The organism is bacterium (assembly GCA_021158245.1).
GTDB lineage: Bacteria > Zhuqueibacterota > QNDG01 > QNDG01 > QNDG01 > QNDG01.
Map to the genome: position 1 here is coordinate 1 of JAGGVB010000011.1, position 20612 is coordinate 20612.

The following is a 20612-nucleotide window of genomic DNA, read 5'->3' on the forward strand; positions in this document are numbered from 1 at the left end:
AAATAACCTGTTTTGACATAACGGTCTCTTATAAACTCCCTGATAAATTCCGGCCGGGGATGATTATCCGTGTAATCCCATAATTTTTTATTCCACTCTTTCCGCAATGCTTCGGCCTGCTGATCAATAATAGACTGGCTCTCAACCGGCTTAATCTGCCTCACAATGGAGATTATTCCCGGCGGCAGAAGAATGACGAGAAAAACCCAGATAAAAAGCAGAAAAACAAGAGATGTTGAAGAACGTTTCATCAAAATTGAAAAAAGGACTCCGAGAGAATAAAAAACAGATAAGAACAGCATTGCCGCCAGAATAACAAGAATCAGACGGAGCATATCTGTGCCGTTCAGCTGAATGGCCGGGTGCAGATAAGCCAGCAGAAATGCAGATAAAAAGCCCACGAGAAGAGGCAGAAAAAGACTGAGCAATCCGCCGAGAATATTCCCTGCAAGAAATGTATGCCGGGGAAGATCATTGGAAAATACCAGGCGCAGAGTGCCCTTTTCTTTCTCTTCAGAAACCACATTATAGGAAAATAGCAGCACTGTCAGGCTTAAAATAATTTGAATAATGGTTATCATGTCAAGACTGGAAAACACGGAAAGCAAAGGATTATCTTCCTCAGCACCGCCGATCATCACCGGTGCCGCATTATGTGCCACTGATACACTTCCGGCAATTCTGCGGTCCGCACCTGCACTGAAAATGCTCAAAGGCTCGGGAGGTCTGTCCAGGCGCACGGAAAGCTGAGCATACACATCTGCATTGCTCATCTCTTTATCATGTTTCTGCACTTCCGTATGGAATTGCTGCTGCCTCCTAGCATACCCCCTTATCAAAACAGCAGTGCTTGAAATAAAAAGAATTTCTATTAAAACAGCAGCCACTATGAAACGGGAAGTTAAAATATTGGCCAGAAACCTGCGTTTTGCAATTGTAAAAAGCATTGATTTTTTGCTCCTTAATACTGGATTCAAAATTACTATATTAAACTTTTCAAATTACGCTGTTTTTTCCTGCATATAATCAAGATAGAGTTTTTCCAGATTCTCTTCGAGAAACTCTTCCCGCGTTCTCATCATCACAAGACGCCCTTCTTTCATGATACCCACCCGGTCAGCAACAGTTTTCGCGCGGAAGATATCGTGAGTTGACATGAAAATGGACTTGCCTTTTTCCTTCAGGTCAAGCAGAATTTTCTGAAATTCAGCGGATGCTTTAGGATCAAGGCCGGAAGTTGGTTCATCGAGAAGGATAGCAGGTGCATCTTTGATTATTGCAATTGAAATTCCCAGTTTCTGGCGCATACCTTTTGAAAATGTTTTCAGTTTGGCTTCAAATGCCTTTTCCTGAAGGCCGACCTGACGCATAACCTGGTAATAATCCTCTTTTGTTAGATCAGTCTTTCCGCCCAGTTTGGCAAAAAAATCAAGATTCTGGCGAGCTGTGAAATTGCTGTAGAGCATCACATTTTCCGATACATAAGCAACGTACTTTTTTGCTTTGAGCGGTTCTTTTGCCGAATCAATTCCGTTAATAAGGGTTTTCCCGTCTGTAGGTTCGATAAAATTTAAAAACAGGTTAATAGTTGTTGTTTTACCTGCTCCGTTTGCACCAAGCATGCAGAAAATCTCACCAGCCTTGACTTCGAAATTAACATGATCCAAAGCAAGAATACCGTCTTCGTAACGCTTGGTTAAATCAATTGCCTGTAACATTGCTGGCCCTCCGATTTCGTTTACTATTTAATATTTTTTTATTTTTTCTGTTCATGATAAACAGTGAACAATAACCTTTCACCTTACATCATATTTTAAAAATCCTACATAAGCTGCTGTAAAAAACAGCACATTAAACATAACAAGCAGGAAAATATCCAACCAGCTCGCCTGCAGGTCTCTGCTTAAGGAAGTAGGCTGAAAATGATACTGTGGGATATCCTTTGCTGAAATCCATCCCATACTCATACGCATCCCGACACCGGGGATATTATCCTGATATCCCTTCGAATGGACTTCCCTGACAGCGGCATTATGGAATTCCTGCGATGAATTAAACAGATTATCCATCTGCAGCAGGCCGGTATTTGTCAGCTCGGTCACAGCAAATGTTAAAGATGCCAGAGGAGAGATTCGGGCTAAGACAGAAGCAATCTTTAATTGAGAATTTTTTCTGTTCTGATAATCATTATCTACAGCAGCAAGCAGCTTTTGCTCTTTTTTTCTCAGATCAGCCACAATGGGAGTACGCACTTCATCATAACCGGGAGCAGATTTATTTGGATTTTCCGATAAAGATTTCCTGAAAGCATTCTGCAGGGCAGTGGCCTTCTCATCATCGATATTTTTTCTGATCAGGGACTTCTCAAGATTTATTGTCTGCAGGGTCTTTACCGGCTTAATAATTCCTGCGATCATACCGCTTGCTCTCGGCATGGCAAACACGAGAAGAACCCATAGGAAAAGAAGAGTTATCTGAGAAGTCAGGGAGCGCTGAGTCAGAGAAGAAACCATTAACCCCAGATTAAAAAATGCAGATATGAACAACAGGGAAACGCCCATGATTAACAGCAGCCTCGCCATATTCCCTGATTGGAATACCGGAATAACTCCGGACAGGCTGAGTATGATAATACTGATTAACATGGCCGCTATAAAGGGGATCAGAAATGTAATAAAATTCCCTATATACTTGGCAATAATAATATTATATCTCGGAATTTCATTTGATAGAGCCAGTCTGAGAGTTCCTTCCTCTTTTTCACGCGTCACAGCATCAAAAGTGAACATAATAGCGAGAAGGCTCATTACAACACTGATACTGAAAAGAAAATCCATTCTTCCGAACAGAGTGGAAAGCGGCGAATCCATTGTTCTGTTATTGTTCAGAAGCAGCCCTTTTGTTCTTGAAGATACAATCTCATTAGGCAGAGATTTATCCAAACCTCCGGCAAAAATACTGAAAGGCGACGGAGGCCGCATTCCCTTTGCTTCTACATTAACTGCGTTTTTCATGCCCTGCATGCTCTGTTGATAAAGCGTCAAAGACTGCTGATAGTCGTTCCTGCTGTTTTCATACTGTTTACTGCTCACAAAAATTCCGAGAGGAATTAATACCACACAAAGCAATAATGTGATTAAAAACCTGAAACTCAACATATTCTCCATTAATTCTTTCTTGATTAAAGTTTTCAGCATCAGTAGACCTTCCTTTCCTGTTGACAATTTCAAATATTTTTATCGGACATCATATCTTAAAAATGACATATAAGTCCCCGCGAACAAAAGGATGTTAAATAATAAAAACAGTATTAAGTCCGGACCGATTGAGACAATACTTAAATCTGACGGCTTCCTGAACGCTTTGCCCCCCCTGACAATGCTCCTTTCACCAGGATGTTCCTGCTGATAGATACTAACAGACTGCTCATAGCTATAAAGCCGTCTTTGATAATCCTTGAGTTTAATATACATACCCAGCGGAATCAATATTAGACAGGGAATCAAAGCAACCATAAATTTAAGGCTGAATAATCCGTTATGTATCTCTTTTAATAATAATGTAACAAACATTTTCATGCTCCCTGTGACAATAATTATCTAAATCTACCTTTTTGACAGTTTTATGCCAAAAACAACTATCCCTACAACCAGTCCGATCAGAAGAAAAATAAGGATCAGGCTTCCGAGCAGCGGTGCTTTTGCGGAAATCTGTATACGCACAGTTTTATCCTCTGTTTGCACTGCCCTGTTGTCAGCCACAGCCTCTGTTTTAATTTTTACTTCCTGTGCTCCTACTCCCACATCCTCAGGAGGAGTAAGAATAAGTTTTACGTGAACTTCATCCTCTACACCAAGGCTGGAAATCAGGCTGGGCTCAACTTCTGCTTTCCACGAAGGCGGAATATCAGCTTTTATCTTGATGTTATCAAGGCGGCGCGTTCCTGTATTTTTTATTGTGGCAGTTATTTCAACGTGCTGGCCTGTTTTAATTTCATGATAAAGTGTCGGAACACTGACTTCAATCTTTCCCACACCGCGCGGAATCAATTCCAGTTTAACCTTTCCTGCATTGATTTTTCTCAAATCATCAGCTGAGACCATATTATTTAATTTCATCTCATTCAGTTTTGCCAGTTCTGTCTGCGGAAGTACTAATGAATAAAATTCAATAGGACTGTCAATAACAACCTTATCATCAGTTCGGTCAGGCAGGTAAACAATAAGAGAGAGCCTTTTTGACGTTACACCCTGAGGGAAACTAACCTGAGAAAGACGCGCATTAGTTGAAGGGTCTATAAATTCATAGGAAACCTGCCTCGGAAGATTTGCTATCTCAAGCTTATAAATATCATTACCGCTGGAAAACCTCTCAAGATTTAAATCATACGTTGCACGGGCACCGAGATTTGCCTCTTGTGAAAACTGCACGGAAACAATATCAATAATGTCTGCGCTGGCATCCTGCTGAAGATATACATTCCTGGTTTCGGAGCGGTCTCCGTAATTCAGAAGAATCTGCAAGCTTTCCACATCCCGCAGAAGCGTAAAGTTGACCACAGCTCTGCCGCCAAGTTTAATTGACGGGATATGAGCTTCGTACGGATCGCCTATAATTGTTTTATCTTTAAGATTCAGCAGAGACACAAAAATATTGTAAACTTTATCAGGCCGCATTTCGGAAGTAAAAACATCATTGTTCTGCTTGAAAAATTTAAGGTACTCTTCATTTCCGCTGGCAGTACTCTTTAAAACAACCCTTACCTTACGCTGTCTGGAACGTGTCTGATACTTTACCGCACGCTCAATTACAATGTAAGATTGTTCTGAAATTACACGAAGAATTAATTTCTGATACTCCACCTGGCTGCCAAGCATACTATTTTTTGAATGTTCAAATTCATTCTTTGAGATTGCATCCTGGCTGAACAAACGTTTGTCATTTTCAAAATGCTTTTTTGCCGCCTCATAATTTATTCTGGCTTTCTTCAGATCCAGCAGCAGCGCAGCCTGATCAGTTCCGGATTTTTGGGCATACAAACTTCCGGCAGACAACATCAATGCCAGAATAATTTTTACAGCTCTCGTTTTATTTATCCTCATATCTGTACTCCTTAATCGGGATTGTTTCTTTTATTCATATAACTATTTTTCCGAGAAATAATCTTCTTTCAGATAACTGCGGTTATTTTTAAAATCCCAGAGTGTTTTCCGCTTCAAATCTGCAATTGTAAGCTGATATGTAATAAATGCATTAAGATAATCAAGCCGGGACTGCGCAAGCCGTTCCTGCTCACGGGACAAATCCTGGCTTGAAAGATCACCGTTCTCAAACCTGATACGGCTTATTTTATAACTGCGCTCTGATACTTTCTGATTCTGCTCTAATATATCCAGCCTGTTTTCCGCTTCGTGCAGACTGCGGATTATGTCCCTAACCTGTTTTACAATTGTTACTTTCATATTATCAATGTCAAGCTGTCTGCGGTTTAAATTTGCTTTTTCCTGCTGAACTCTTGATGAACCGCGCCCCCAGTCAAAAATCGGATACAAGAGTGTAAAAGTGACTCCTCTGTTCGGCGGCCGGTCGGTAAAATTTTTAAAAGAAGATTCAAACAACTCCCCGGTTGTGCCTGCACCGATGGTGCTAACACCTGTAATATCATAATATGCCGAAATTTTACCGCTCAGCTCTCTTACCCGTCTTGCTCTGTCTAATCTTATCTCCTGCAGATTATAGTTTAATTCTGTCTCTTTCAGCTCCATACGGTGTTTCAATGCTTCTGATACAGCCTTTTCCTCATCAACTTCAAAAGTATCATACTTTAAGTCTGTCAGGATTTGGAAATCGTCATCAAGCCTCAAACCTATCAGCTGCTTGAAATCATCCTTGCTGCGCTGCAGAGAAGCGACTGCTTCCGACAAATTCCCCTTGTTCGTTGCTACATCGACCTTGCTGATAAGAACATCGCCTATTGGAATACGCCCGGTTTTTGCTTTAAGCTGTGCAATACGCAGAGACTCTTCCGAATTTTTGAGCCGCTCCTGTGCAATCTCAACATTACGTGTCAGTCTGTATATATTGTAATAAGCTGCAGTAACATTATAGATTATATTCATCTGCTGCCTTGTGAAAACACTGGTTGAACGCTCAAGTTCATATTTTGCTTCTATCAGATTCTCTTTCAGAGTATTGCGTGTAAAAACAGGTTGTGTAAAGCTGAGGCTCAAACTCGAATAAGCCTGATTCGTTCTCAGCACTGCATAATTCTGAAGCGGTAAAGTAGTAACCTGGTTATCTCTGTACATGAGAGAATGCAGTGCAAAATTACCGCCTGTGGGAAGCATATAAGTAAAGGTAATATCTGCACCGAACTGCATTGTACCAAAGGAATTATATACCGGCAAGCCGTCCGGCCTCTGCACTCTAATCACATTCTCCTTCCAGCTTGGAGCAAACACACTCAAATCCATACGAGGTTTAAACATGGCCTTGTAAAAATTAAAATAGAACTGCATTGCGTTCTTCTCTTCCTGATATGACTTGACCGTATAACTCCGGTGCAGTGCAATCTGAACGGCATCGTCATAAGATAAAATTCTTTGTCCAAGGCCATAAAGACGCGATACAGTCAAACATGTCAGCAGAAAAATTAACATAAGCTTGTTGTTTCTTTGCATTAACTAAACCTCCGTAATCAGGACTCGTCTTTTTTACATTTCTGATATGTATATGCAAGGGCTGTGCCATCAATTTTATCTTTATTCACAACAGTTAATATCATACTGTTTCTATTTGATTTATATTGAGACATTCTTACACGGGCAACAAGCTTCGCCAGGCAATTCGTGTAACTGATTACCCATCTGCTGTAAAACCAATTACTCAGATTGCAGGCTATTAAAATTTATTGTTCTGCTTGACTTTTGAAAAATCAATCATTACAATATACGAGATTTACTGATGAACAACAGTGAGGATAAATACAAGAATGAAAACTAAGAAAAATACCATGCAGAAATGGTTACGGAACTTAAATGTTTATTACAGCCTGTTTATTGCTGTATTGTTTTTTCTGTTTTGTCTGCCCAAAGGTATTTCGGCACAGGGGAATAATAATTTAAGTACAATTTTTCTGTTGGATAAGAATGATTTTAACCCCTATGTTGAATTTTTTTCTGAAGATATCAAAGACATGTTTCATCCCTCAGCGGGGAATCCATATCCATCTTCAAATTTGTTTGACGGTTATTTAAAAACATGCTGGGTATCAGGTTCTTCAAAAACAAATAAAAATAATGCCATTTATATCCGTTTGCCTGATAAGATTAATCTTGATAAAATAATTCTCAATATTTTTTCTGGATACGGAAAGAGTAAAAAATTATTTTACGCCAATGCCCGCCCAAAAAAAATCAACTTATGCTTATTTGCAGCATTTTATCCTGATGGATTCAGCACTGAAGTTGCCAGTTTCTATATCTTGAAAGAATACGGGATTAATAAAACAATTAACCTTACTGACACATTCGGCATACAATCATTTCCATTGAATTTTAATGAGAAAGCATTGCTTGAATTTCAAAAACAAGCATTGGAACAGGCAAAGAAATTTTCCGGCCCGCAATATAAAAAACTTGCAGGAGGCAGCCTTCCCCGATCTTTCTCTCCTTCTTTTATTATAAAACTTAAAATTACAGACTCTTATCCAGGTATAAAATATGACGATGTTTGTATTTCCGAAATATTTTTTAATAACAGATTTATTACACCTTATCCTGATAAATATTTTCAAATATCAAATGTCTATATAAAGAATGATAATACACTGCTGGCAGATATCACTGGTAAAAAAGGAGTTGTAATTTACAAAGACACCTCTTCTGTCTTTACTTATGTAGATTGGCCTGAGAATGCCGGCTGGGCTATTTTACATTCAGTACCGAACAATGCAGTGGGAGAAGGTTCACGCGAGGAAGAACAGTATTTATTGATTGATTTAAAAAATAGAAAAATAGCCAATAAAGAATTTGAAAAATATACAAACACCTCTGTTATGTTTCAGGTATTGGATAAAACAGATGATGGGAAAATTTACATTGACAATGATAGATTTAAAATTGAATTAAAGTAGCAGTATAAGCTGTTGCAATCCTCCTCAATTATGAATTTTGGTTCTTCCGAGTTCTATTTGGAAGTATGCGGTTAATGGTATAAAGGGATACCACTGAAACATCTCTCCCGCATCTGAAAATCTCCGCCCCAACTGTGCTCCGGGGCGTCATTCCCAAAATCTTTTATTGGGAATCCAGGGGCCTGGGGTTGGGTATGTATGTTACTCTCTACCACCTCCCCTCTGGATGCCCGCTTGCGCGGGCATGACAGGATTGAGATTTTTTCTCCGGCATCTGAAAATTTCCAACCGGAAATTTCAATACATTTTATCTTCAACCCCGAAGGGGTGTAAGGATTGTAGAATTTGTTTAATATAAAATATTTTTAACCCTGAAAGGGTGACATTATCTCTCCTGACAAAAAAAATAAAAGGAAAAAGTGACAACCTATTTCAGGACAAGACAGAACAGAGTAACCTGCTTCTTCCAGAATGTCAGTAAGTACATCACAAAAAGAAGCATCATCATCAACAATAAGGATTGTCGATCCTTTACTCATATATTTTTTCTCCGGACTGTAAATTTACAACGGGAGGTTTCCGGGCAATGTAATTTTTACATTAGTCCCAATGCCCTTTTTACTCTCTACTTCAATTGTACCGCGGTGATCATCAACAATTTTCTTTACAATTACCATGCCCAAACCCGTACCATTGCCAGATTTTGTAAAAAAAGGCTGAAAAAGCATGCTCAGTTCTTTTTTTGTCATGCCCTTTCCGGTATCTTTAATTTCAATTTTAATCCAGTGCATTCTTTCTTTTTGAGAAGAAGCCTGCTTATGTTCTATCAGCTTTGTACTTATATAAAGAATCCCTTTGCCCTGCATGGCATTTAAACTGTTGCACATACAATTTTTAATAACAATTGAAAGCTGCTGTCTATCGCCCTTCAGAGAGGGATGGTTTTCTTCAAGTTTTGTTTTTACTTTTACAGAGGAACCTATCTGAATTTTAAGCGCTTTAAGTGTTTCCAGAATAAGGTCATTGATTAAAACCGTTTCCATCCTGATTTTTTCAATATGGGCGAATTTGAGCATATCATCAGTCAGTGTCTGAAGCCGCTCTACCTGTTCAAGAATATGACGAACATATTTTTTTGTTGACGACTTTGCTTCAATCTGCTGTGCAGACAGCAGCACAGTTGATAAAGGTGTTTTAATTTCATGTGCAAGCTTCTGTGCCATACTTGCCCATGCAACAGCACGCTTAGACTGAACAAAAGCAGTAACATCCTGAACAATGATTATACTCATATTTGAAAACAGCACTGGAAAAGGAATCTGAATCATTTTAACAACATAATATCTGCTGTTATGGCTTTGGTATTCAAAAGTAATAAAATATTCATTTTCATGAATAAATTTGTCGAGACGTTCGGAAAGCCAGAAAAATTCTGTCTTCTCAAGCACATCATGATACTGCTTATGATTTACAGCATCAGATTTCTTAGATATCCACTTAAGGAACAAGATAATTAACGGTTTTAAACATGCCTTTCATATCAACAAGAAAATATCCTGTTGCCTCGTTATGGTACAATGTATTAAAAATACTTTTCATGTCATTCAGCCTGTATCTTGGCCGTAAAACAAGCAGAAGCAGAACAATACCGAGGATTGTAAACAGAACGCCCATGCCGAATTCTTTCCACGCACCTGCAAATGGCAAGAAATGTAAGGGTTGCTTTTTAAAACCGAGAAGGTAAAAATTATTATCTGACATTCCTGTCAAATACGGTTTAACCTGAAGCTTGCTGTTAAAAAATCGGGTATATGCCCTGATTTCATCCTCATAAGCCAGCACTTTTAAATTCCTGCCCAGAATTAATACAATGCTCTTCCCCGAATATTTACCTATGAGAACGATTTCCTTTTCAGAGTTCCCCGGAACATCATAACTGAATATATCAGTAATAGTTAAGTCAGGAAAATGCATGGATTGCAGAAATTCGAGATTCGAATCATAGAGTCTTAAACAGCCGCTCCTTCATACAGTAAGTAATTCATCAATTCCGTCCCTGCTGCCGGCATCAAAATTTATAAATAATTCCGGTATGTCTCCTGCAAATGTTATTTGTGGGTAAAGAGAATCTCTTTCAACGTCAAAGGGTGCAATAAAACACAATGTCCTTCCCTGGCCTGTATTCAACACGAGTGCATCAGAGGTGCCGTCACCTTTCCAATCATAAATCCCCACATTCAAATGTTCATAAGCACCGCCGACAGGTACAACTTTTTCAGAATTTCCATCTAAGAGATTAAGTATAATAAAATACGTATATTCATCACTTATTCCGTTTACTATATAATTTTTGCCTACAGCATCCTTCCCGTTATCAGGGGAGCTGGTGCCGCAGATAATTTCATCCTCTCCATCATGGTCATAATCGTAGATTACAGCATTTGCAACTGCACCGCCCATATCATATTGCCAGACTTTATTTTTATGAACCGCATCGTATGCACATATATACCTCGGCTGATAGGCAAAATCCGTTACTACAGCAATAAATAATTCGGCAAATCCGTCGCCGTTAATATCTTTCGCACCCAGCAGTTTATCTTCACATTGCCATTTACGATCAGACTGATGAGTATTACAAGCCAGAACATTACTCACCATCTTCTTTTCCGCAGGAGACCAGATATGAAGAAACAGGGTATCTCCCAATTGCTCGGAAATAAATATCTCTTTATATCCGTCATTATCAATATCATACTGTTTATCTGATATATATATAATACCTGTAAATGATTTTACATCAATGGTTTGTTTTTCGGAATTGTATAAAATTGCTTGATTCATAGTCAGGTTGAAAGTGTCATTGGATATTGCAACCCAGAGTACTTCATCAATCCCGTCTCCGTTTATATCAATAAAGTTAAAATTGGACTCACCCTCAGAAAAAAGTTCTTTTGTAAACCCGTAAGGCAGTCTTGCAGGATTAACCTGGCTTAGATTGATTATATTTTCATTATCTTTAGTTCCATGAGAACAGAGAAATAAAATAAATACCAGCACTATAAAAGCTGATAATTTGAGAATGGAATTTTTTCTCATAGCGGGAGTCCGTAATTTTTATGGAAAAATAGACAGATAGTCCAAACAGTTTTAAAGGGCGGCTTTGCTAAGGCAAGGCCGCCGTCTTATTTTAAATATCAGTATCGACAGCGAGCCTAACAGCTGCCTCCGCATGTATCTTTGTTGTATCATAAAGCGGGACACTCGTATGTTCCTGTTTTATAAGCAGAGGGATTTCAGTACAGCCAAGAATCACTCCCTCTGCTCCTCTTTTTTTCAGATTATTTATTATACGGATAAATTCATTTCTGGAACTTTCAACAATGCTGCCGAGGCACAACTCTTTATAAATGACTTTATGCACAATGTCCCTGTCCTGCTCTTTCGGAACAAGTACCTCTATTCCATGCTTTTGTTTAAGCCTTTCCCTGTAAAAATCCTGTTCCATTGTAAACATGGTGCCAAGCAGGCCGGCTTTTGTAACTCTGTCTTTTTTCAACTGTTCACCTGTAGCATCAGCAATATGCAGAACCGGGATAGAAATACTCGATTCAATTTCAGGAGCGAGTTTATGCATAGTATTTGTACAGATAACAAGAAAATCCGCTCCACAGGCCTCTATTTTAACCGCTGCATCGGAAAGTACTTTTGCTGCTTCTTTCCAGTCTCCCTTATGCTGGAGTTTTTCTATTTCATCAAAATCCACGCTGTATAAACAGATTTTGGCAGAATGAAGCCCACCCATGGATTTTTTAATTCCCTCGTTGATAAGCTGGTAATATGTTAGAGTAGATTCCCAGCTCATTCCCCCTATCATTCCTATTGTTTTCATTTACGATCTCTTTCTATAATTCTATATCTTTTGACTGATGCTATTCCAGATGAATCTCTTACTATGCTGTGCATATAGCCTCCTGCAAATACTTTCGGCGTTATACTCAACCAAACTTTCATTGTATAAAATCCTTTATCATTAAAAATATCGTATGCATAAAACTCCTTGTCGTCTTTCTTCTTTGTTTCCATTGTCTCTACCCACAGATTCCCTTTTTCATCAACAATCATATACTCTGTAATTGTTTTCACCTTGGGGAGTTTTACTTCTCTTGCCATCTTTACAAAAACTTTATTGGGATTATCTTCAAAACTTTTAACATATTCTTCTTTCTCTGCAGATGTAACAGGTACGGGTTTATATAACCTTTCGATTTTTCTGAATAAGTCCCCTTTTTTATTATAAACTTCTATCAGATACTTACTGTTTAGACAGTGGTAAAGCCATCCGTTCTTTTCATCTCCTGTAAATATTGAGCACGGCAGGTACGGTACATTAATTCCGAATGTGGTATTCCCGCTTCTCAGCATTTTAAATTCTTCAGGTTTAAACTGCCCCCATAAAAGCTTTTCATTTCCGTTCAGGTCAAAACTTTTAATATAAAGTTTTTTCTCTTCCGAGTAAATATTTTCCCTACATGTAATTGTTGAATCTGTTGTCAGGTAAATTCCACTCAAGTTGTTTTTCATCTGAAAACTTTGTAAAAACTTTCCACTTATAGTAAAGAAACTAACTCTTCTCATTCGCCAATCCATTACAATTAGATTGTCATTTGGCAAAAATCTCATAACACCTATACTCTGGAACTCACCAGGACCGCTTCCTTTACGACCAATTGTACCCAAATATTTTCCATTCTTATCAAACACTTTTATGGATTTATCCGAAACATCGCTGACAAAAATACTTCCATTTTTGTCTACAGCAATATGGCGGGGCTGAAAAAGTTTAATTTTCCCGTTTTCATTTTCTCCGCCGATTTTAAGATCTTCAATAAACTGTACAGTTTTTTCAGGGTAGAGCGGGACTCTTCTGTTCTGCACAATTTCTACTCCATCTTTTATAACAACTACAGGTTGGTTACTTTTTTTTATGCATGATATTCCTGATAACAATGTAATAATTACAAAGCAGCTTAAAATCCGTTTCATTTTTCCTCCTGTGAGTAGTTTGCTCAGACTATTCCCTTTTAAATAAGCAGATTTCTGTATACCCTGTCTTTTTTTACCTAATATTAATACCAGTGAATTTATGTATCATATAGTAGTTCATTTCAGCACGATTTAAATTTTTGAAGTCTTTTTTCCAGAGCTTTTGCAGTAGGCGTAACTGAGAGTCCTCCCAAAGCAGTACATCGGAGTTCGCGTGGAAGGCTCATGCCGACATCAAACATAGTGTCCACAACCTCATCAAAAGGCACAACCTGATCAAAATTTGCCAGAGCCATATTTGCACATGATACAGCATTAGATGCTGCCATTACATTTTTACCAAGACATGGCACTTCTACGCGATTTGCAACCGGGTCACATATCATTCCAAGGGAATTCTGAAGTGCCATAGATGCAGCTGCAGTACTCTGCTTAAATGTGCCTCCTGCAAGATAAACAAGGCCTGCAGCAGCCATAGAAGATGCTGCTCCGCATTCAGCCTGGCACCCGCCAAGTTCTGCGGAAAAAGTTGAATGCTCGGAAATAAAAACTCCCATTATTCCAGCCGCCAGCATAGCTTTAACAATTTCATCTTCATCTTTATTCATTAAATGAGCTGCTCCCAGGATTGAGCCGGGAATTGTTCCGCATGAACCTGCTGTTGGAGCTGCCACAATAACACCCATGGAACTTTTTACTTCCATTACAGCAGTTACATAAAGAACAATTGTATTCAACATTCCTCCGTTAAGTAAGGCCTTCTTATCCATCTTCTCTTTAAATCCTGCAGACTGGCATTGTAAAATTCTATCCTCATAATACGTGCCTTTTAACCCTATTTTAATTGATTGACCCATTACATGGACAATTTTACGCATCTTTTCAAACACTTCTTTTTCTGTGATTTCTCCCCGGTAACTTTCATAATCAACTGCAGCCTGCCAGATATTTATTTTTTTTTGCTTTGAGTATTCCATCATTTCCGAGCAGTACAAGAAAGGGACTTTTACATTTTTACGTGAAAGCACAGGTAATACCGGTTTTAAATAACTCACATTTTTAACACCGGGTACTGCTTTAACTTTTTCGATATCGGAACTGGAAAACTGAACATGACTTTTTATCTCTATGAAATTTTTTGCGCCCTTCTTGTATTCCAGAAAATCAAAATTAATTGAGGAAGAAATAGAAGATTTTACATTTTCGAAATTGTCATAATAAACAATCAGTTCATAATAATCTCCGCTGATAGAAACTTCAGCACCGTTAATTTCTGTAATTTCAACAGCTCCGCCGCCGGTTGATATTGCAGTCATTGTATGAGAAATTTGTGAATTTGATATTTTAATTTTGTATGTATTCGGATGCTTAGCACCGTAACTTGTGTAATTGACCTTTATGTTTATTCCGGCTTCTTTTATTCCCTGCCTAAAATCCTTCATTTTCTCATCATCAGGATTCCACCCAAGCAAGCCGCTGTAAAGTCCCATATCAGTTCCCTGGCTCTCATGAGTGGTAACAAGTGAACCGTTGGGGTCATAATCAATTACAACATTTTCTATTTTACCGGCAATCAGATCTCGTGCAAGAAGCCCAATTCGGCATGCAGCTGCACTGTGTGAACTTGACGGCCCGCGCATCACCGGGCCGATAACATCATTAAATATGCTGGAATAGGTCACAAATCCTTCCATTTTTAAAATTAAAAGATAATACGATGAAATTCCATCTCAAAAGACTCTTCCCTACATTTGCGGAGCAAAACTCACAATACCATCAGTATCATTTGCCATTAACCTGAAACTTCCGTCCATCAGCCTCATTAAGGCAACATCTCCGTATATTCTTGTCAGTGTAATGCCGTTTTCATCAAGCAATGTAAGCGTTTCCGGCTCTGTCCATGTAAGGCCATCATCTGAAAAGCCGGCCTGTAGAGATTCAAAAAGATATGCAAAAATAACAGCAATGCGGCCGTCTTTAAGCCTGATCACAGTAGGATCATGTCCTTTTTCATAAACATTAATGTTCACCACCTGCCAGGTTAAACCGTCTGAAGAAGTTGCCAGCATAATCCTGCTTGGTCTGGGCACACCTGTCATGCTTCCTGAAAACAGCATGGCCCATGTGCCATCTAACTGCATCCAGGTTCTGCCGTGTCCTGCAAAGGAAAGGTTCGGTGTAACATTAGCCACTCCTATGTCTATACGAATTCCATCTTCAATAGTAAAATCAAACCCGTTACTGCTTATTGCCTTTATTATCCGGAATCGAGTTTGCTTAAGAATTGCAATCTTTACATTTTTGCAAGCTGCTTCCGATTACGGGGTTCTCCTCGGCTGCTTATCGAACTTTTTTTTTGCCTTTTGTTCCTGTTTACTTTGTTTCTGTCTCTTACTCTTGTTTTTATCCTTCTTGCCGCCTTTGTCTCCCATTATGCACACCCTTTCCTTTTATTAATTATCTTCATACACCTGCCATGGCACATCTTATAAATCTATCATATTCGGAATCGAATGTAATCGGCATGTCCATTTCTATTTACTAACAGTATCGATCAAAACCACGCATAGAGCGCGTAACACTACTTATTCTTTTCCTTGTAAACCGATACAAACCAAAGCACTCCAATCCCCAGGAAAAACATTCCTAAACCGCTTAAAAGATAAAACAACAATTGAACTGCCGATAAAGCGTGTTCCATGTCATCCTCCATAATGAATAAATAAATATATCCCTATTGATTCTTCTTTCTTTGCTCCTTTCTCCATTTATCTTGCTCTTTACTGTCGCGGATCATATCTTCCACATTATCAAGCTGCGGAGATTCTTTGACAGCTTTCCATTCAAATTTCTCGTCAAGAGGATCAAGAGCTTTTTGCGGATCAAAAATTCTTTTATCAACTTCAAAAGCTGTATATGGTTTGTAATCAGGGTTTTCCGTGAAGAAATCCGCCAGATCCGAAGCTCCTGCATCGTACTGATTGAGATAGGGCAGTCCCAGGATATTCCAGAATGTCTTGAATATACTTCCGAAACTGTAATGAATACGGCTCACATAATCTCTTTTCACCCAGGGAGAAATCAGCATAAGCACACTTCTGTGTGCATCAATGTGGTCAACTCCGTTCTGCGCATCGTCTTCTGTAATAACAATCAGCATGTTTTTCCAATAAGGAGTATGGGAAAGAAATTCCACAATCCTTCCCACTGCAAGATCATTGTCTGCCATATAGCTTTCTTTGAAAGGGTATCCTGCTTTGGGGCGTTCTCCTGCTCCGTGATCATTTGGAATTATGACTGTCAGGAGATGCGGCATCTGTTCTTTTCCGTGTATCCATTTCCTGTTAAATTCCTTTATAAACTGATCAATCCGGAATTGATCCGGAATAGCCATGTTAAAAGTTGGATACACATGAGACGTTCGGGAATAAAGTGGCTGAGGCATGGGATAATTAATGTACTGCTTTATTCCCGTATATTTATATTCCTGCTTATATAAAGCAGGTTCAAACATGACGCTGAAACCGAAATTATAAAAACTTGCCTTATTCCGCTCAAGATGATCCCACATTGATCCCGCTTCATTATAATCCTCGGGATAAACAGCTCCTGCAGCCCCGTTCATTGCATAAACACCGGGTGCTTTTGAACCTGGCTTAAAGTTCCTGTTCCCGCCGTAACTTGCAGGTGTGCATGTTTCACACCACTCATTAGGATAGGTGTTAACAAGCCAGCGGTGGCCGTCTGCAGAAACATCAGAGTCTACGTAAAAATTATCAGATATGGCAAACTGATGTGCAAGTGCAAGATGGTTAGGCATTACTGTTGCGTTTACCACTGAATCTTTTCTGCTCCTGTTAAAGAAAGTCACCCCTTTACCGTACCTGGCAAGAGAAGGATCCCCGTCTGCTTTTTTAACCTGTCCGAAAATTTCGTCAAAAGTCCGGTTTTCCTTGGAGATAAAAACAATGTGCTTTATAGGGCTCTTTTTTTGTCCAGGATATAACGGCACGGGATTATTTTTTCTCTTATTGAAATGGGAGTCATCGGATATCTTAAACCTGAAATTATTTTTAATAACCTTTTGTGTCATTTTTCTTAGCTGTGCATCAGAAGGAATATCCACAATCTGCAGGGTTCCTTTCATCAATGCTCCGATGTAGCTGCCTTCTTTTCCTATTTTAAAATTTTTTCCTCCGTTGGGCCCGCTGCCAAAACCCTTGGCATTAGCAATAGCCAGTTTTTTACCGTCCGGAGTTACTTTAACTTTTGACGGGAACCAGCCGGCAGGAATATGGCCCAGAACTTTAAGGCTTTTGGTATCAATCACACCAACAGCATTAATCCCTGGCTCTGCAACATACAACCTTTTTTGATCGGGGCTGACTGCAAGGCCAAAAGGTATTATTCCTCTGAACTGGCGGATTCTCGGATCGGGTTTAAGAGAAATTGTATGCACAACTGTATCTTTTTCTGTTGAAATAACAGAGATATTATCGTTGTTACCGTTACTCACAAACACATATTTATCAGTTACCACAATGGAATTGGGGCTGGATCCTCCCACAGCAGGAATCCCTTCAACCATTGATCCCACGAGATGCCCAGTCTTGATTTTTGCATATACTCGGGGAAAATCAGGATTGCTCACATCAACAGCAAATACGGAAAACGCTTCAATTGCGTTCGGATCTCCCAGTCCGGATATTGAAATTGTATCGTTTTTCACACCTTTTATCATCTCCTTTGATCCGAAAGCAAAAGCAGGAAAATAAATTGGTTTTATTTTTGTCCTGTCGCCTGTTTTTATGGGGGAATATTGAAACATCCCCACATTTGCCACATACACCTTTTTTTCATAGGGAGAGAGTGCAATTCCAAAGGGGTAGCGTCCTACAGGCACGGAATGAACCACCCTTTTTTGATCCGTATCAACAACAACCATTCTGAACCCGATCTGGTCAACAGCGTAAAGTATACTGCCGTCTCTTGTCAGAGTAAGATCACCGATATATCCGTGTGAATAGTCGTTTTTTCCTGATACGGAAGCACAGTCGATCTCTCCTGTTTTGTTCCCTGTCTTAACATCAAAGAGATAAATTTTATTCTCCTGGCCCCCTGCCGCGTAAATTGTCTTGTTATCAGGTGATACGGCAAGCCCCATAAAAACCGAAGCCAGCACTCCCCTGTCAGTTGAAGCCCCCGGAGGCACCTGCTGTACTTCGGGATGTTTCGACAGAATTTTCCGTATAATGGTAATTGACAAAGGCGATGTTCCGGAATTAGCAGTAACTGCCGTATTTCCGTCAGGACTCAATGTCAGTCCGAAAGGATGAGGGGCAGTTACAATGCACCTTCCCGCAGGTGTGATAAATCTGCCGTTAGGTATAACTGTTCTTCCGGATTTATTTATTTTTGTATACTTTTTGCCTGCAGGAGCGGAAATCATCCACAGCGAATTTGTATGATTTTCATTACAACCTGTAAAAAAGGCTGCTGCAAGCGCAATAAAGACAATAGTTTTTCTCATTTTCCCGTATCTTCTCCTTATTTTATCAGCATCAGTTTACGGCTCATAATTACTGATTTTTTCCCTTCTGATTTGCAGCGTAACCGGGCCATATAAATTCCCGAAGGAACAGGGTTTTGATTATCATCCTTACCTTCCCATCTTACTTCATGATTTCCTGCCGAACGCATGCCTTTTTCCAGCATCTTTATCTGCCTTCCGTTAACATCAAAAACCGTTAACTCAACCTCGGATGCTGCCGGCAGATTATAAGATAAAGTTGTTGACGGATTAAACGGGTTCGGGAAATTTTGTGAAAAAGAGAACCGTTCCGGAATTGCAGTCTCAGCTTCTACGAAAGTATTCTTATTAAAAGGACTGCTGAAATAAGAAGTGTTCCCTTTTGCATCTGTTGCAGTTGCTGTTACGTTATCAAGAGGTACGGGCTGGGAAAGAGACAGGGTAAAATTGCCCGAAGCATCTGCATTAGCTGTGCCGAGATAGATACTTCCTTCGCTTTTATCATCACAGAAAACCTCAACAATATCCCCGGATTCGGATGTGCCTGTCACCTCAGCAGAAGACACGGACTGGATAACAGGGGAAGTTTTCCATTCATTCCCGTTTGCCGAAAGAAAGATTCCTCCGTACGGGCCGTTAAATGAAATAGAGTTCATTGAAATAGTGTTGTATATACTGCCGGCTTCCATTACCCTGATGCCGGAGACTTTATTATAACCTATGGTGTTTGAAAGAATCTTATTGTACTGTGCAGGTTCGGGATTTGTATAATCTGATCCTATTATAATTCCATAATGTCTGTTTGCAAGATTTACTGTGTAGTCGTTATTTGTTCCGATAAAATTATTTTCTATTGTATTCCAGCTGGATTGATATACATAGATACCTGTAGAATTGTTGCCGCCGATGTAATTATCAAAGATTTTATTACTGTCTGACATTGCTTCTATGTATATTCCTCCGTAATTACCGTATGATCCGTTTCCGAGAGTATCGCTCTTTGTACGGTTGAGTCCTATGATGTTTCCGATTATACTGTTATGTTTACATGTATCAGAAATAGAAATCCCCACGCCGGTGCAGCCTGAGATAATATTTGCCTTGCCGTTTTGCTCGCCAATTGTAACATTGTTCGTATGAGAATACATACTGATACCTGAAAAATTAGGTTTTACATTCATACCACTGGCATCAAGCCCGATATAACAGCCGTAAATCATACCGCCTTCAACTTTTTTAAAAAAGATTCCTCCTCCGTTGCTGAAATTATTTATTACAAGCTCTCCGATTACAATACCATTTGCAATTGAATAAATCCCGTGGCCCCATGTATTATTGGAACCGTCAATTACTATCTCGGGCCCGTCAGGATTTGCATCTGACCCGATAAAGGCTGATTGGGTTCCTCCGTCTATAGTCAGCTCTCCGTCAGTTATATGCGGCAGCTCTGTGGAAGGCGTTATTACCCACACTCCGCGTGATCCGTCGTAATTCGGGTCAGAATCAGGAATATGAAAAACTATATTATCCGGGCCTGCATGATTATTGGCATCTGTTATGGACTGGCGCAGAGAACCACTGCCTGAGTCATTGGTGTTGGTGACAGTGTATTCATCTGCTTCCGCTCTGAGAAAAAATGAAACCAAAACAATAAAAATGAGCATGGGAATCTTATTATTACCACTGTTCATAACTGCCTCCTTTAATATGAAATAATAAATAATTTTCTCTTCAGACTGGGTTGTAGTCTTTCCCGATTAATTACGCTGCCTGAAAAGCTTTTAAGCAGTATTTCGAAAACAAAAGGAATGGTAGATAATATTAATAAATTAAGGAGTTAAAGTCAAATATTTTTCTTTACCGGCTGGTTTTATACGGTGCAAATATGTCTATTTTACATAT

At 39.3% G+C, this 20612-nt stretch carries 17 protein-coding genes; 1 reads left to right on the forward strand and 16 read right to left on the reverse strand.

All coding sequences use genetic code 11. The features are described from left to right. From J7K93_00560 to J7K93_00585, 6 genes are all read right to left on the reverse strand, one after another. Positions 1 to 947: ABC transporter permease subunit (locus J7K93_00560; GenBank protein MCD6115481.1), on the reverse strand; the 947-nt coding region annotated here is incomplete at its 3' end. A 54-nt stretch (positions 948 to 1001) separates the two neighbouring features. After that, entirely contained in the window at positions 1002 to 1718 is a 717-nt protein-coding gene (locus J7K93_00565) for an ABC transporter ATP-binding protein (GenBank protein ID MCD6115482.1), read from the reverse strand. 78 nt (positions 1719 to 1796) lie between these two features. Continuing rightward, a complete protein-coding gene (locus tag J7K93_00570; protein ID MCD6115483.1) occupies positions 1797 to 3197 on the reverse strand; it encodes an ABC transporter permease subunit in 1401 nt (466 codons plus the stop codon). Between the two features lie 39 nt (positions 3198 to 3236). Further along, the gene (locus J7K93_00575; protein MCD6115484.1) at positions 3237 to 3572 is read right to left on the reverse strand and encodes a hypothetical protein; all 336 of its coding nucleotides are present in this window, start codon (positions 3570 to 3572) and stop codon (positions 3237 to 3239) included. A 33-nt stretch (positions 3573 to 3605) separates the two neighbouring features. After that, positions 3606 to 5102, reverse strand: coding sequence for a hypothetical protein (locus tag J7K93_00580; GenBank protein MCD6115485.1), 1497 nt, complete (start codon positions 5100 to 5102; stop codon positions 3606 to 3608). Positions 5103 to 5144: 42 nt separating this feature from the next. Beyond that, on the reverse strand, positions 5145 to 6680 hold the full coding sequence (locus tag J7K93_00585) for a TolC family protein (GenBank protein ID MCD6115486.1): 1536 nt from the start codon (positions 6678 to 6680) through the stop codon (positions 5145 to 5147). A gap of 311 nt (positions 6681 to 6991) precedes the next feature. Between J7K93_00585 and J7K93_00590 the strand changes: the two genes are divergently transcribed. Beyond that, on the forward strand, positions 6992 to 8134 hold the full coding sequence (locus J7K93_00590; GenBank protein ID MCD6115487.1) for a hypothetical protein: 1143 nt from the start codon (positions 6992 to 6994) through the stop codon (positions 8132 to 8134). A 365-nt stretch (positions 8135 to 8499) separates the two neighbouring features. Here the strand turns inward: J7K93_00590 and J7K93_00595 are convergent, their stop codons facing one another. From J7K93_00595 to J7K93_00640, 10 genes are all read right to left on the reverse strand, one after another. Further along, the gene (locus J7K93_00595) at positions 8500 to 8673 is read right to left on the reverse strand and encodes a hypothetical protein (protein ID MCD6115488.1); all 174 of its coding nucleotides are present in this window, start codon (positions 8671 to 8673) and stop codon (positions 8500 to 8502) included. Between the two features lie 24 nt (positions 8674 to 8697). After that, a complete protein-coding gene (locus J7K93_00600; GenBank protein ID MCD6115489.1) occupies positions 8698 to 9582 on the reverse strand; it encodes a hypothetical protein in 885 nt (294 codons plus the stop codon). 49 nt (positions 9583 to 9631) lie between these two features. After that, positions 9632 to 10108 (reverse strand): hypothetical protein, encoded by a 477-nt coding sequence (locus J7K93_00605; protein MCD6115490.1) that lies wholly within the window; start codon positions 10106 to 10108, stop codon positions 9632 to 9634. A gap of 51 nt (positions 10109 to 10159) precedes the next feature. Continuing rightward, positions 10160 to 11233, reverse strand: coding sequence for a hypothetical protein (locus tag J7K93_00610; protein MCD6115491.1), 1074 nt, complete (start codon positions 11231 to 11233; stop codon positions 10160 to 10162). 91 nt (positions 11234 to 11324) lie between these two features. Further along, positions 11325 to 12026 carry an aspartate/glutamate racemase family protein gene (locus J7K93_00615; protein ID MCD6115492.1) on the reverse strand — a complete coding sequence of 234 codons (702 nt, stop codon included), beginning with the start codon at positions 12024 to 12026 and terminating at the stop codon, positions 11325 to 11327. Continuing rightward, complete coding sequence (locus J7K93_00620; GenBank protein ID MCD6115493.1) at positions 12023 to 13180, reverse strand: 6-bladed beta-propeller; 1158 nt, start codon at positions 13178 to 13180, stop codon at positions 12023 to 12025. The genes J7K93_00615 and J7K93_00620 overlap by 4 nt, the downstream gene beginning before the upstream one ends. A 122-nt stretch (positions 13181 to 13302) precedes the next feature. Further along, a complete protein-coding gene (locus J7K93_00625) occupies positions 13303 to 14820 on the reverse strand; it encodes an L-serine ammonia-lyase, iron-sulfur-dependent, subunit alpha (protein MCD6115494.1) in 1518 nt (505 codons plus the stop codon). A gap of 105 nt (positions 14821 to 14925) precedes the next feature. After that, complete coding sequence (locus J7K93_00630) at positions 14926 to 15372, reverse strand: exo-alpha-sialidase (protein ID MCD6115495.1); 447 nt, start codon at positions 15370 to 15372, stop codon at positions 14926 to 14928. A 542-nt stretch (positions 15373 to 15914) separates the two neighbouring features. Beyond that, positions 15915 to 18626 (reverse strand): hypothetical protein, encoded by a 2712-nt coding sequence (locus J7K93_00635; GenBank protein MCD6115496.1) that lies wholly within the window; start codon positions 18624 to 18626, stop codon positions 15915 to 15917. Between the two features lie 101 nt (positions 18627 to 18727). Next, positions 18728 to 20401 (reverse strand): right-handed parallel beta-helix repeat-containing protein, encoded by a 1674-nt coding sequence (locus J7K93_00640; protein ID MCD6115497.1) that lies wholly within the window; start codon positions 20399 to 20401, stop codon positions 18728 to 18730. Positions 20402 to 20612 lie beyond the last annotated feature (211 nt).